Source organism: Phytopseudomonas seleniipraecipitans (assembly GCF_900102335.1).
In the GTDB taxonomy this organism is placed as follows: Bacteria; Pseudomonadota; Gammaproteobacteria; order Pseudomonadales; family Pseudomonadaceae; genus Aquipseudomonas; species Aquipseudomonas seleniipraecipitans.
In genome coordinates this window covers 289,402-302,638 of the sequence record NZ_FNBM01000005.1, presented here as the reverse complement: position 1 = coordinate 302,638, position 13,237 = coordinate 289,402, and the positions used below count along the sequence as shown (strand labels likewise).

12 protein-coding genes are annotated in these 13,237 nt (G+C 64.2%); 2 read left to right on the top strand and 10 right to left on the bottom strand.

All coding sequences use genetic code 11. The features are described from left to right. The first annotated feature begins 36 nt into the window (after positions 1–36). Positions 37–1,560, top strand: coding sequence for an AhpA/YtjB family protein (locus BLS60_RS13300; RefSeq protein ID WP_092368820.1), 1,524 nt, complete (start codon positions 37–39; stop codon positions 1,558–1,560). Between the two features lie 224 nt (positions 1,561–1,784). Here BLS60_RS13300 and BLS60_RS13295 read toward each other — a convergent pair whose 3' ends face one another. The 9 genes from BLS60_RS13295 to BLS60_RS13255 form a co-directional block, all read right to left on the bottom strand. Next, on the bottom strand, positions 1,785–2,000 hold the full coding sequence (locus tag BLS60_RS13295) for a TOBE domain-containing protein (RefSeq protein WP_013793202.1): 216 nt from the start codon (positions 1,998–2,000) through the stop codon (positions 1,785–1,787). A gap of 51 nt (positions 2,001–2,051) precedes the next feature. Continuing rightward, positions 2,052–2,852 (bottom strand): aliphatic sulfonates ABC transporter ATP-binding protein, encoded by an 801-nt coding sequence (gene ssuB / locus BLS60_RS13290; RefSeq protein ID WP_092368817.1) that lies wholly within the window; start codon positions 2,850–2,852, stop codon positions 2,052–2,054. Beyond that, positions 2,849–3,643, bottom strand: coding sequence for an aliphatic sulfonate ABC transporter permease SsuC (gene ssuC, locus BLS60_RS13285; protein ID WP_092368813.1), 795 nt, complete (start codon positions 3,641–3,643; stop codon positions 2,849–2,851). The genes ssuB and ssuC overlap by 4 nt, the downstream gene beginning before the upstream one ends. A 52-nt stretch (positions 3,644–3,695) precedes the next feature. Beyond that, entirely contained in the window at positions 3,696–4,844 is a 1,149-nt protein-coding gene (gene ssuD, locus BLS60_RS13280) for an FMNH2-dependent alkanesulfonate monooxygenase (RefSeq protein WP_092368809.1), read from the bottom strand. 56 nt (positions 4,845–4,900) lie between these two features. After that, positions 4,901–5,893 (bottom strand): sulfonate ABC transporter substrate-binding protein, encoded by a 993-nt coding sequence (locus BLS60_RS13275; protein ID WP_092368806.1) that lies wholly within the window; start codon positions 5,891–5,893, stop codon positions 4,901–4,903. Positions 5,894–5,983: 90 nt separating this feature from the next. Then, on the bottom strand, positions 5,984–6,571 hold the full coding sequence (ssuE, locus tag BLS60_RS13270) for an NADPH-dependent FMN reductase (RefSeq protein ID WP_070880872.1): 588 nt from the start codon (positions 6,569–6,571) through the stop codon (positions 5,984–5,986). Between the two features lie 10 nt (positions 6,572–6,581). Further along, a complete protein-coding gene (locus tag BLS60_RS13265; RefSeq protein WP_092368803.1) occupies positions 6,582–7,220 on the bottom strand; it encodes a peroxiredoxin in 639 nt (212 codons plus the stop codon). A gap of 140 nt (positions 7,221–7,360) precedes the next feature. Further along, a complete protein-coding gene (locus tag BLS60_RS13260) occupies positions 7,361–7,912 on the bottom strand; it encodes a sugar O-acetyltransferase (protein WP_092368801.1) in 552 nt (183 codons plus the stop codon). 116 nt (positions 7,913–8,028) lie between these two features. Then, the gene (locus BLS60_RS13255; protein ID WP_092368798.1) at positions 8,029–10,386 is read right to left on the bottom strand and encodes a DNA polymerase II; all 2,358 of its coding nucleotides are present in this window, start codon (positions 10,384–10,386) and stop codon (positions 8,029–8,031) included. A 115-nt stretch (positions 10,387–10,501) separates the two neighbouring features. Between BLS60_RS13255 and BLS60_RS13250 the strand changes: the two genes are divergently transcribed. Continuing rightward, positions 10,502–11,134, top strand: coding sequence for a class I SAM-dependent methyltransferase (locus tag BLS60_RS13250; RefSeq protein WP_092368795.1), 633 nt, complete (start codon positions 10,502–10,504; stop codon positions 11,132–11,134). Positions 11,135–11,279: 145 nt separating this feature from the next. On the opposite strand, the gene BLS60_RS13245 is transcribed toward BLS60_RS13250, so the two are convergent. Then, a complete protein-coding gene (locus tag BLS60_RS13245) occupies positions 11,280–13,157 on the bottom strand; it encodes a potassium transporter Kup (protein ID WP_244153407.1) in 1,878 nt (625 codons plus the stop codon). Positions 13,158–13,237 lie beyond the last annotated feature (80 nt).

Genomic DNA, 13,237 nt, shown 5'->3' with positions numbered 1-13,237 from the left:
CTGCGCGCCACTTCCAGCCAACGAGAGCCGAGCTCTGTGAACCGGCCCGCCCCCGTAAAGCCCGACAATTTCTTCCTTCTGCTTTTCCGCGCACTGCGTCAACGTCGCGTGCCGCTGGTGTTGCGCATCGTCAGTCACAGCGTGTTGCTGGTGGCCATGGCGCTGGTGATCTACGCCTGGGTGATCGGCATGCAGTTCAAGCAGGCCATGCAGCAGCAGGCTGAAGCGCTGGGTAGTAGCCTGATAACCCAGACGGCCGCCTCGGCGACCGAGTTGCTGGTGTCCAACGACATCCTCAGCCTCAACGTGCTGCTCAACAACCTGGTGAAGAACCCGCTGGTGGCCCACGCGGCCATCTACAGCGTGGACAATCGCACTCTCGCTGAAGCCGGCACGCGGCCAAGCAAGAGCATGTTGGGCGAGAACGAAGGCCTGTATTCCACACCCATCACCTTCCAGGAAGTGATGGCCGGGCAACTGCGCATCAGCCTCGATATGCAGCAGTTCGAGCAGCCGATGACCATCAGTCTGCAAAGCATGGGCATTCTCAGCCTGATTCTGCTGGCGCTGACGTTGTCCCTGAGCTTGCGCCTGGGCCGGCAGATTTCTACGCCGCTGCTGCAAATGCGCGTGTGGCTGCGCGACCCGGATGATCCTGCCCCTGGTGCTGGGCGCCAGGATGAAATCGGTGATCTGGCGCGCCAGCTGCAAGCGCGGCTGGTGCCCGAGAAACCGGAGCCGGAACCGGAATTCGACGACCTCGACGATCTGAACGAGCAGTTCCTCGATGACGTGCAGGACGAGGATGACGACCTGCGCGACGACGAACCGCGTTTCGAGATGCGCAATCTGCGTGATGAGCGTTTCGACGCCGATGATTACGACCCGCCGAGCCGTCGACGTGACGTGGACATCGACGACGACGCGTTCGCCGACCTGCACGATGATGACGAAACACCCGAGTCTCTGCCGCCCATGCTGCCAGCCGCGCCACGCAAGAGCGCGGTGCTGGCCGTCCAGCTGGGCGCCCAGGAGCAGTTACGTCGCCTGCCGCGTACCCGTCTGATGGAGCTGCTGCAGCGTTACCGCGACTGCCTGGACAAGGCCGCGACACTTTACAAGGCGCAGCTGCATACCTTGAACGATGGCAGCAGCCTGCTGCTGTTCCACCACCAGGACAGCGGCGACGATTACCTGACCCACGCCATCTGCTGCGGCGAACTACTGCGTGCCCTCGGTCATGCGCTGCAAATCGAAGTGGCAGACAGCGGCATTACGCTGCATCTGCAGCTCGGCCTGACCTTGGGTGAAGACCTGCAGGGCCTGAGCCAGGGTGACCTGTTATTGAGCGAGACCGCGCAGAGTGCGCTGGCCTTGTCGCAGCACAGCCGCAACCTGCTGCTGGTTGAGCGTCGGGTAGGCGAGGATACAACGTTGCGTCAGCGCGCACGCATCCGCGCTATCGCCAGCCCCGAGGGTGCCAGCTGCGTCGAGCGCCTGCTCGAACCGTACCCAGCGCTGCTCGAACGGCAACTCGCCCGGCTGCGCGAAGAGCGCTAGGAGCCTGCTCGCGGTCCGCTGCGTGTCAGCTGCAGAAGCAGTATGTTCGACCGCAGGAATGCAAAAGCGGCAAGGCGGCAGGTGACGCTTTTTGCGTGCGCCGGCCGCGACTCCCAAGGTGGATGAAAACAGCGTCATCCACCCTACGAGCTAGGCGGCCTGTCAGGCATTACACAGCGCCCACAAAAAGGCCGGCGCAAGGCCGGCCTTCTCCCGCCAGGCAATCAGAGCTTGGCGATGGATACCTCTGTCGACTTCACAAAGGCAATCACTTCGCTGCCTACGCCCAGTTCCAGCTCGCGCACGGAACGGGTGGTGATCACCGAAGTGACGATGCCGGCAGCGGTCTGCACGTCGATTTCCGACAGCACGTCACCTTCGACGATTTCCTTGATGGTGCCCTTGAACTGGTTGCGTACGTTGATGGCTTTAATGGTCATGGCGAATCTCCTGGCATGTTGAATGGCCCCGGAACGGGGCATGAGGTCGGGTTAGAGTGCCCAGCGCAATTGCGTCGGGAGCGGTGATACGGGATCGGGCTGCGCAGGTAGCGCGGGCAGTTGCAGAACGCGGTTGAGCACCTCGGCTTCCAGCGCGGCGAGATGGGCAGACCCTTTGTTGCGCGGGCGCGGCAGATTCACCTGCAGATCGAGGCCGACCTGGCCATCCTCGATCAGGATGACCCGGTCCGCGGTTGCCACGGCTTCGCTGACGTCGTGGGTAACCAGCAGCACGGTAAAGCCGTGCTGCTGCCAAAGGCGTTCGATTAGTTGCTGCATCTCGATGCGCGTCAGCGCGTCGAGTGCGCCCAATGGCTCGTCGAGCAGCAGCAGGCGAGGCTCGTGGATCAATGCCCGGGCCAAGGCGACACGCTGCTTCTGGCCGCCGGATAGCGCCGCCGGCCACTCATTGGCGCGCTCACCCAGGCCGACCGCGTCCAGCACCTGCTGGGCCTTGGGGCGCCAGTCGCCGGTAAGCCCAAGGCCGACGTTGTCGATCACCCGTTTCCATGGCAGCAGGCGGGCTTCCTGAAACATCAGCCGCGTAGCCCCGCGGGTGGCGGCCAGCGTGCCGTTGCCGGCCAGCAGTTCGCCGCCACTGGGCTGGTCGAGGCCTGCCAGCAGGCGCAGCAGCGTGCTCTTGCCGCAACCGCTGCGGCCGACCACGGCCACGAACTGCCCGGCAGGAATGCGCAGGTCGATGTCCTTGAGCACCTGGCGCTCGCCGAAGGATTTCTGAATGCCGCGAATGGTCAGCGGCGTGCCGCGATTGAGGCGATGCAAAGCGGTCATTTGCCACCTGCCTTGGTCTGATAGGCCGGATGCCAGCGCAACCAGACATACTCCAGTCCGCGGGCGGCGACATCGGCCAGCTTGCCAAGTACCGCGTACAGCAGGATCGCCAGCACCACGACGTCGGTCTGCAGAAACTCGCGGGCGTTCATCGCCAGGTAACCGATCCCGGCGCTGGCGGAAATCGTTTCGGCAACGATCAGCGTCAGCCACATCAACCCCAAGGCGAAGCGTACGCCGACCAGGATCGACGGCAGCGCACCAGGGAGGATCACCTGGCGGAACAGGGCGAAGCCGGACAGACCGTAGCTGCGCGCCATCTCCACCAGCGCCGGGTCGACGTTACGAATGCCGTGGTAGGTGTTCAGGTAGATCGGGAACAGCGTGCCGAGGGCGACCAGAAAAATCTTCGCGCTCTCGTCGATGCCGAACCACAGGATGACCAGCGGAATCAGCGCCAGGTGCGGTACGTTGCGGATCATCTGTACCGAGCTGTCGATAAGCCGCTCGCCCCACGTCGACAGGCCGGTGATGAAGCCCAGCACCAGACCGATACCGGCACCGACGGCGAAACCGACACCGGCACGCCAGCCGCTGATCGCCAGGTGTGTCCAGATCTCGCCACTGGCCAGTAACTGCCAGCCTGCCTCCAGCACCGCGCTGGGCGCCGGCAGGATGCGCGTGGACAGCAGCCCTGCCACCACTGCGCCTTGCCAGGCAGCCACTAGCGCCACGGGCAAGGCCCAGGGCGCCAGGCGTAACGCCAGCCGATTGAAAGATGTGTCACTCATCGCATACCTCATTCATCGCAGGTTGGCCGAGCGCTCCGCGCCCGGCGCGTAATCAGCTGGCCGAAACAGCCTTGGGCAGAATGTCGCTGGCGACCATTTCACCGAATGGGCTGACGTAGCCCGCGCCTTCCGGCAACGCGGGGCGGTTCACGTCCAGATGCGGGAACAGCAGTTCGGCGACGCGATAGGATTCTTCGAGGTGCGGATAACCGGAGAAGATGAAGGTATCGATGCCCAGGGCGGCGTACTCCTTGACCCGCTCGGCTACCGTCGGGCCGTCGCCGACCAGCGCAGTGCCGGCGCCGCCACGTACCAGGCCGACGCCGGCCCAGAGGTTGGGCGACACTTCCAAGTTGTCCTTGCTGCCGCCATGCAGGGCGGCCATGCGTTGCTGGCCGACCGAGTCGAAGCGCGCCAGTGAGGCCTGGGCACGAGCGATGGTGTCATCGTCGAGATGAGCGATCAGCTTGTCGGCGGCTTTCCAGGCTTCTTCGTTGCTTTCGCGCACGATCACGTGCAGGCGAATGCCGAAGCGAACCTCGCGGCCCTGGGCTTTGGCCTTGTCCCTGACGGCGGCGATCTTCTCGGCCACCGCGGCCGGCGGCTCGCCCCAGGTCAGGTACAGCTCGACCTGCTCGGCAGCGAGATCCTGCGCGGCCTCGGACGAGCCACCGAAATACAACGGCGGACGCGGCTGTTGGATCGGCGGGTAGAGAAGCTTGGCGCCTTTTACCTGAATGTGCTTGCCGTGGTAGTCGACCACTTCGCCTTCCAGCACACGGCGCCAGATGCGAGTGAACTCGACAGAGGCCTCGTAGCGCTCGGCGTGTGACAGGTTCAAGCCGTCGCCGGCCAATTCGTCCGGGTCGCCGCCGGTGACCAGATTGAACAGCGCGCGGCCACCGGATAGACGATCCAGTGTCGCGGCCTGCCGTGCAGCCACGGTTGGCGAGATGATTCCCGGCCGCAACGCGACGAGAAATTTCAGGCGCTGGGTCACCGGGATCAGCGAGGCGGCGACCAGCCACGAATCCTCGCAGGAACGGCCGGTGGGAATCAGCACGCCGCCGAAGCCGAGGCGGTCGGCAGCCTGGGCGATCTGCTGCAGGTAACCATGATCGACGGCGCGAGCGCCTTGCGAGGTGCCGAGATAATGGCCGTCGCCGTGAGTCGGCAGGAACCAGAAAATGTTCAGGCTCATGAAGTGATCTCCTTGGGATTGCTCGCTGCATGACGACCCGCCACGCAGCTGAATACTTACTGCTGGGCGTGCTGGGCAGCGGTGAGCGGCGGCGCATCGGGCGCAGACCAGATCACCTCCTTGATGCTCAGCTTTTTGGGGATCAGCTTGAGGTCGGTGAAGGTGTCGGCGATTTTCTGCTGCGCCTCGACCACCTCCGGCGTGATCAACTGAGCGCCATAGCTCTGGCGCTGCACGGCGAGGCGTGTGATCTCTGGAGAGAGGCCGAGCAAGGGCGACACCTGAGCGACGGTCTCGTCGTTGTGCGCCTTGACCCACTCGCCGATGGCGCGGATTTCTTCGACCAGCGTCTCGATCACTTCCGGGTGCTGCTCGGCGTATGGCCGGGTTGCCAGGTAGAACTGGTGGTTGCTCACCAGACCCTTGCCGTCGACCAGCGTGCGGGCCTGCAATTGCTGCTCGGCAGCTGCCTGGAAGGGATCCCAGATGACCCAGGCGTCGACGCTGCCGCGCTCGAACGCGGCGCGGGCATCGGACGGTGGCAGGTATACCGGCTGGATGTCGCTGTACTTCAGGCCGGCCTCCTCCAGCGCACGCACCAACAAGTAGTGCACGTTGGAGCCCTTGTTCAGTGCGACCTTCTTGCCCTTGAGATCCGCCACCGAGCGCAGCGGCGAATCCTTGGCGACCAGAATCGCTTCACTGGTGGGCGCTGGCGGCTCGTAGGCGACATACAGCAGATCAGCGCCAGCGGCTTGCGCGAACACCGGCGGCGTTTCGCCCGTGGTACCAAAATCCACCGAGCCAACATTTAGGCCTTCGAGTAGCTGCGGGCCGCCGGGAAACTCGGTCCACTTGACCTCGATCCCCTGGGACGCCAGACGTTTCTCTAGCGAGCCATTGGCTTTGAGTAGCACCAGAGTGCCGTATTTCTGATAGCCGATTCGCAACACCTTGTTGCTGTCAGCGGCGTGAGCCTGGGTGGCGCCGAAAGACAGGGTCGCGACAAACAGGGCGACCAGACTCCGACGCAAAGTGATGGTGCGCATGGCACGCTCCTCTGCATTGAGTGTTTGGCCACCTGCTGCCTCGTTGGCGGGCAAGTAAGGTGGGGGTTGGACAAGTACGGGTGAGTGACGTCAGGCGCTCCAGCGCCCGCTAAGCAGGCGTTCGTTCAACAGCCCCGGTTCGATCGGTTGCGGTCGGCGGTTGAGCGACTGAATCAATTGTTGCAAGGCGTCATCCAGACGCTGTTCCAGTAACGGCAGCAGGTCGGCACCGCTGTCGGTGTAGGCGATCTGGCTGTCCTCGGCGAACACGCCGTGCAGCACGTCCTGCGCCTTGAGCGCAGACAGCACCGGCTTGAGGGCGTAGTCCACCGCCAGCAAGTGGGCACTGCTGCCGCCCGTGGCGATGGGCAGCACCACTTTGTGATGCAGGGCGCGCTCGGGCAGTACATCGAGCAAGGTTTTCAAGGCTCCGGAAAACGACGCTTTGTACACCGGCGTCGCCACAATCAACCCGTCTGCAGTTGCCACATGGGCCTGCAGTTCCTGAATGCGCGAACTGCCGAAGCGGGCATGGAGCAGGTCCTCGGCGTCAAAGTCGCGCACCTGATAGCTGACCACCTCGACACCGCGGGCCTGCAGCCACTGCCGGGACCAATCGAGCAACGCGTTGGAACGCGACTTCAGGCTCGGGCTACCGCCCAGCAAAACCACCAGCATGGGGCGCCCCTTACTTGTTCGGCTGCGGTGTGAGGCGCAGGTAAGGCTTCACCGCACGGTAGCCTTTCGGAAAGCGCTGCTTGATCTCGTCTTCGTCCTTCAGCGACGGCACGATCACCACCTCGTCGCCGTCCTGCCAGTTGGCGGGCGTGGCCACCTTGTGGCTATCGGTCAGCTGCAGGGAATCGATCACCCGGAGGATTTCGTGGAAGTTGCGCCCGGTGCTCGCTGGGTAAGTGATGGTCAGGCGCACCTTCTTGTTCGGGTCGATGACGAACAGCGAACGCACAGTGAGGGTGTCGTTGGCGTTCGGGTGGATCAGATCGTAGAGCTCGGACACCTTGCGGTCGGCATCGGCGAGAATCGGGAAGTTGACCGCCGTGTTCTGGGTCTCGTTGATGTCTCCGATCCACTTCAGGTGGGAGTCCACCGGGTCGACAGACAGGGCGATGGCCTTGACGTTGCGCTTGGCAAACTCGTCCTTCAGCTTGGCGGTGAAACCCAGCTCGGTAGTGCATACCGGGGTGAAATCAGCAGGATGGGAAAACAGGACGCCCCACTGGCTACCCAGCCACTCGTGGAAGCGGATACGGCCTTCGCTGGAGTCCTGCTCGAAGTCGGGGGCGATATCGCCCAGGCGGATGCTCATGACGGTTGCTCCTGGTAAGTGCTTGCGTGGGACTCACTATGCTCAGAAGCGAAAAATATTAAAAAGAATAAATAACGATTTATTTATAACCAAAATAACATTCGACTGACCCGCCTCCAGCGGGCCAGTGATGCACTGCCTCAGTCGCGCACCCGAGCCGGGTTGCCGACCACCGTCGTGCCCTCGGGCACATCGCGGGTAACCACGCTGCCAGCGCCGATCAGCGCGTTATCGCCAACGCTCACCCCCGGCAGAATCAGTGCACCGGCACCAATCCACACATTGCGCCCGATGGTCACCGGGCGGCCGAACTCCAGCCCGGATTCACGCTCGGCAGGATCACGAGGGTGGTCGGCGGTAAGGATCTGCACGCCCGGGCCGATCTGCGTCTTGTCGCCGATGCTCACGGCCACCACATCGAGAATCACGCAGTTGAAGTTGATGAACACCTCATCGCCCAGGCTGATGTTGAAACCGTAGTCGCAATGAAACGGCGAGCGCACCACCACGCCTCTGCCGATTGCTGCCAGGCGCTCGCCCAGCACCTGGCTACGCTCGGCCGGAGAGAGGCCAAGATTGCCGTTGTAGCGTGCCAGCCACGCCATGGTAGCCGCGCTCTCGGCCTGCAGCTCGGGATCGCTGGCCAGATAGAGTTCGCCGGTCAGCATCTTGTATTTTTCACCGAGTGCCATAGCGCGTTGCTCCTTCACGAATGTGAAGTAGAGAACCCTCGTGCCGCCATGGGTTCCGGCGATCAGCCGCGCGGTATTGCATCAATTCGTGTGCCCCGTCACCTGGCGTGCGGGCTTCAGAACAGCTCCAGCTGTCCGCCAATCAACGCACTGAAATCATCGTCCACGAAGGGCAAAATCGCGTCGGCCACCGGCTGCAGTTGTTTGCTCAGGTAGTGGCCGTAATCAATCGGCGCGCGGCGCAATTCGAGCGGCTCCGGCCCGGCCACGCTCATCACGTAGCTGATCCAGCCGCCGCTCTGGTACTGCCGCGGCCGCCCTTGCTCATCGTTGTGGGCGTCGGCCAGGCGCGCGGCCCGTACGTGAGGCGGCACGTTACGCTGATAGTCGTCCAGGCGCCGACGCAGCCGCTTGCGGTACACCAGGCGTTCATCGAATTCGCCATCCAGGGTGCGCTGTACATAGTCGCGCACATAATCCTGGTAAGGCTGACGCTTGAAGATGCGCAGGTACAACTCCTGCTGGAATTGCCGGGCCAGCGGCGACCAGTCACTGCGCACCGTCTCCAGGCCTTTGTAGACCATCTCCTCGCGGCCATCGGCCTGGCGGATCAGCCCGGCGTAGCGTTTCTTGCTGCCCTCCTCCATGCCGCGGATGGTCGGCATCAGAAAGCGGCTGAAGTGGGTTTCGAACTGCAGCTCGAGCGCGCTCTGCAGACCGAACTCGGCCTGCAGATGCTCGCGCCACCAGGCATTGACGCGCTGCACCAGGCCACGGCCGATCCGCTCGGCGTCCGCTTCGGCATGGGCGCTGTGCAGCCAGACGAAGGTGGAGTCGGTGTCGCCATAGATCACCGTATGCCCCTCGGCCTCGATCAGCTGGCGCGTGCGGCGCATCACCTCGTGGCCGCGCAGGGTGATGGAGGACGCCAGGCGCGTGTCGAAGAAGCGGCAACCGCTGGACCCCAGTACGCCGTAGAAGGCGTTCATGATGATCTTCAGCGCCTGGGACAACGGCGTATTGCCCGCACGCTTCGCCGCCTCGCGGCCCTGCCACACGCGCTCGACGATGGCCGGCAGGCAATGCCGGGTGCGAGAAAAGCGCGCGCCGCGAAAACCCGCCACCGACTGGGCATCGTCAGGCTCGCGCAGGCCCTCGATCAGCCCGACCGGGTCGATCAGAAAGGTGCGGATCAGCGACGGATAGAGGCTCTTGTAATCGAGCACCAGCACCGACTCGTAGAGCCCCGGCCGCGAGTCCATGACAAAGCCGCCCGGGCTGGCTTCGGGCGGGCGCTCGCCCTGGTTGGGGGCGACGAAGCCCTGGCGGTGCATCAGCGGCATGTACAGGTGGCTGAACGCGGCCACCGAACCGCCACTGCGGTCCACCGGCAGGCCGGTGACCGTGGCCCGTTCGAGGAGGAAGGTGAGCAGCTCGGTCTTGGCGAAGATGCGCGTCACCAGCTCGCAGTCCTTGAGGTTGTAGCGGGCCAGGGCCGGCTTGTCCTCGGCGAACATGCGATTGATCTCGTCCATGCGCTGGTAGGGGTTGTCGATCGCCTTGCCCTCGCCGAGCAATTGCTGGGCGACACTTTCCAGGCTGAAGGACTGAAAGCTCCAGGTCGCCGAACGCAGCGCCTCGATGCCGTCGATGATCAGCCGCCCCGGCGCGCTGGCGAAGAAATGCTGTTTGGAGCCGTGCTCGCGCCAGCCCAGGGTTTCCCCACCACGGCCGAGGCGCAGCGGCACCTGCAGGCGCTGGGCATGCTCGTGCAGCACGCGCAGGTCGAACTGCACCACGTTCCAGCCGATGATGGCGTCCGGATCATGGCGCTCCAGCCAGTCGTTAAGGGCCTCCAGCAATTCGGCGCGGCTATCGAGGTAGGCGAGATCGAAGTCGACCTCGGCTTGACGATTCGGCGGCCCGAGCATGTACACCTGACGCTGCCCGCAGCCTTCCAGGGCGATGGAATACAGCTCGCCGCGCGCAGTGGTTTCGATATCCAGAGACACCAGTTTGAGCTGCGGGCGATAGTCCGGCGCCGGCTTCAGCTGCGCATCGATCAGCACGCCGTCATCGCCTGGGGTGCCGCCGAATAGCACCGGCGCAGTGATGAAGCGCTCCATCAGGTAGCGCTCGGGCGGGCGGATATCGGCTTCGTAGACGTCCACCCCGCCCTGGCGCAGGGTCTGCTCGAGCTGGATCAGCGGGCGCTGTTGGCGGCTGTAGAGGCCGAGCACCGGCCGTTGATGGAAATCGCGCAGCTGCAGCGGGCGCAACTCGATGTCCGTGCCCTTGCCCAGCAGCGCCTCGGCGCGGGCGCGTTGCTCGACCGGGATGAAGGCCACCGAGGTCTGTGGCGGCAGGCGAACCAGGCGCGGGCCGCTGTCGGTCGACAGCCAGAATTCCACCTGGGTGCCAGCCGGCGTGTCGCGCCAGTGCCGGGTCAGGACGAAGCCCTGCTGTAGATCCACCTGCCACCTCGCCTGTTGTTGAGGGTGCGATGTTATCGCGCCTGGCCGCAGCCCGCCCGCGCAAAGCCTGCGCAATACGGTTAAATAGACGCCCACGTTCCGCGACGAGGCCGCCATGCCACTCGACCCCGATCAGCTGCAACAGATCACCACCCGCACGCTGGCGCATTACCAGGCCAGCGCCGAGGGCTTTCGCGAGGGCACCCGCGACCATGATGTCAGCCAGAACATCGACGCGCTGCTGCGCCACACCCATGGCACGGCACCGCTGAGCATCCTCGACTTCGGCTGTGGCCCCGGCCGTGACCTGCGTACCTTCGCACGCCTCGGCCACCGCCCGGTGGGCATCGACGGTTGCCCCGAGTTCGTCGCCATGGCCCGCGCCGACAGCGGCTGCGAGGTCTGGCAGCAGGATTTTCTCGCCCTGGATTTGCCCGCCGACCACTTCGACGGCATCTTCGCCAACGCCGTGCTGTTCCACATCCCCAGTCAGGAACTGCCGCGCGTGCTGAAGGAGCTGCGGGCCAGCCTGAAGCCGGGCGGCGTGCTGTTCAGCTCCAACCCGCGGGGCGACAACCAGGAAGGCTGGAGCGGTGAACGTTACGGCGCCTGGCATGACCTAGAGAGCTGGCGTCAGTTGCTCATGGCCGCCGGCTTCGACGAGCTGGAGCACTACTACCGCCCTGCCGGCCTGCCCCGCGAGCAGCAGCCCTGGCTGGCCAGCGTGTGGCGGCGCAGCCATACCTGACTCGGTGACCGATATAAGGCGGAAGCAGCCGTAGGGTGGATGACGCTCTTTTCATCCACCCTTGCGATCGCAGAGCGGTGGACGGATCGGGCCGCGTAGGTGAGGCGTCGTCCACCCCACGACCGGCCGCTCTCGCCTTCACAGTCTAAATCTCCACTTGCGTGCCCAGTTCAATCACCCGGTTCACCGGCAGGCGGAAGAAGCCCAGGGAGCTGCCGGCGTTCTTCTGCAGCACGGCGAATAGCCGCTCACGCCACATCGCCATGCCGATGCGCTCGGAGGGGATCACCGTTTCCCGGCTGAGGAAGTAGGTGGTCTGCATCGGTGGGCAATCCAGGCCCTTGTCGCTGAGCTGGGCCAGTGCTTGAGGAATGTCCGGCGCCTCGAGGAAGCCGAAGCGCAGGCGCACGCGATAGAACCCCTGGTCATAGGCATCGAGTTCGAAGCGCTCGGCCAGCGGCACCCGAGGACGATCCTCGTAGAGCACGGTGAGCAACATCACCCGCTCGTGCAGCACCTGGTTGTGCAGCAGGTTGTGCAGCAGCGCGTGGGGAACCACGTCGACCCGGCTGGTCAGGAACACCGCGGTGCCGACCACACGATGGGGCGGCTGCAGGGCAATGCTGGCGATGAAGTCACGCAGCACCAGCGCATGCTCGTCGAGGCGTTCGAGGACCAATTGGCGACCGCGCTTCCAGGTAGTCATCAGGCCGAACAGCAAGATGCCGACGATCATCGGCACCGCACCGCCACCGAGGATTTTCGGTACGTTGGCGGCAAAGAACACCACATCGACCAACAGAAACACCGCCAACAGCGGTATCGCCAACACCTTCGGCCAGCGCCACAACAACAGGATCACCGCCGACACCAGCAACGTGGTGCACAACATGGTGCCGGTCACAGCCACGCCATAGGCCTCTGCCAGGCCGCTGGATGACTGGAAGCCCAGCACCAGCAACACCACGCCGACCAGCAACAGGCTGTTGATCAGCGGGATATAGATCTGCCCCTGCTCGGCGCTGGAGGTATGCAGGATCTGCATGCGCGGCACATAGCCGAGCTGGATCGCTTGACGAGTCACCGAGAAGGCCCCAGTGATCACCGCCTGGGAGGCAATGATGGTGGCCAGGGTGGACAGGCCGATCAGCGGTATCAGTGCCCACGACGGCGCCAGTAGGTAAAAGGGATTACGCACCGCCTCAGGGTCGCTGAGCAGCACGGCGCCCTGCCCCAGGTAGTTGAGCATCAGGCCTGGAAAGGCCAGGAACAGCCAGGCGTGCACGATGGGCCGACGGCCGAAATGGCCAAGATCCGCATACAACGCTTCGGCGCCAGTGATGGTCAGCACCACCGCGCCCATCACCGTCAACCCGAGCAGCGGATTGCTGATAAAAAACTGCAGCGCCCAGTAGGGGTTCAGCGCCAGGAGTACTTCCGGCCGCTGCACGATGCCGTGCACGCCCAACGCACCGAGCACCACGAACCAGATCACCATCACCGGGCCGAACAGATAACCGATGCGGGCCGTGCCATGCCGTTGCAACAGGAACAATGGCACCAAGATCAGCAACGCCACCGGCACGACCCAATGATCGATGCCGTCGACCACCAGGCCGACCCCTTCCACGGCGGAAACCACCGACACCGCGGGGGTGAGCATGCTATCGCCATAGAACAGCGCGGCGCCGAACAGGCCGAGCATGATCAGCGCCGCGCGCAGCCGTGGATGATTGACGGCGGCGCGCTGAGCCAACGCGGTCAGCGCCATGATGCCGCCCTCGCCGCCGTTATCGGCGCGCAGGATGAACATCACGTATTTGACCGAGACCACCAAGGTCAGCGACCAGAAGATCAGCGAGAGAATGCCCAGCACGCTGCTTTGGGAGAGGTCGACGCCGTAATGTGGCGAGAAGATTTCCTTCAGCGCGTACAGCGGGCTGGTGCCGATATCGCCATAAACGATGCCGACGGCGCCGACCAACAGCGCGATGGACGATGTGCGGGGTGTGGTGGTGCTCACAGTGATTTCTCGGGGACTGCAGATGCCTGCAGATATACGCCTGAAGCCCGTTACCCACAGCACCGGCCGGCAAAGTTTTA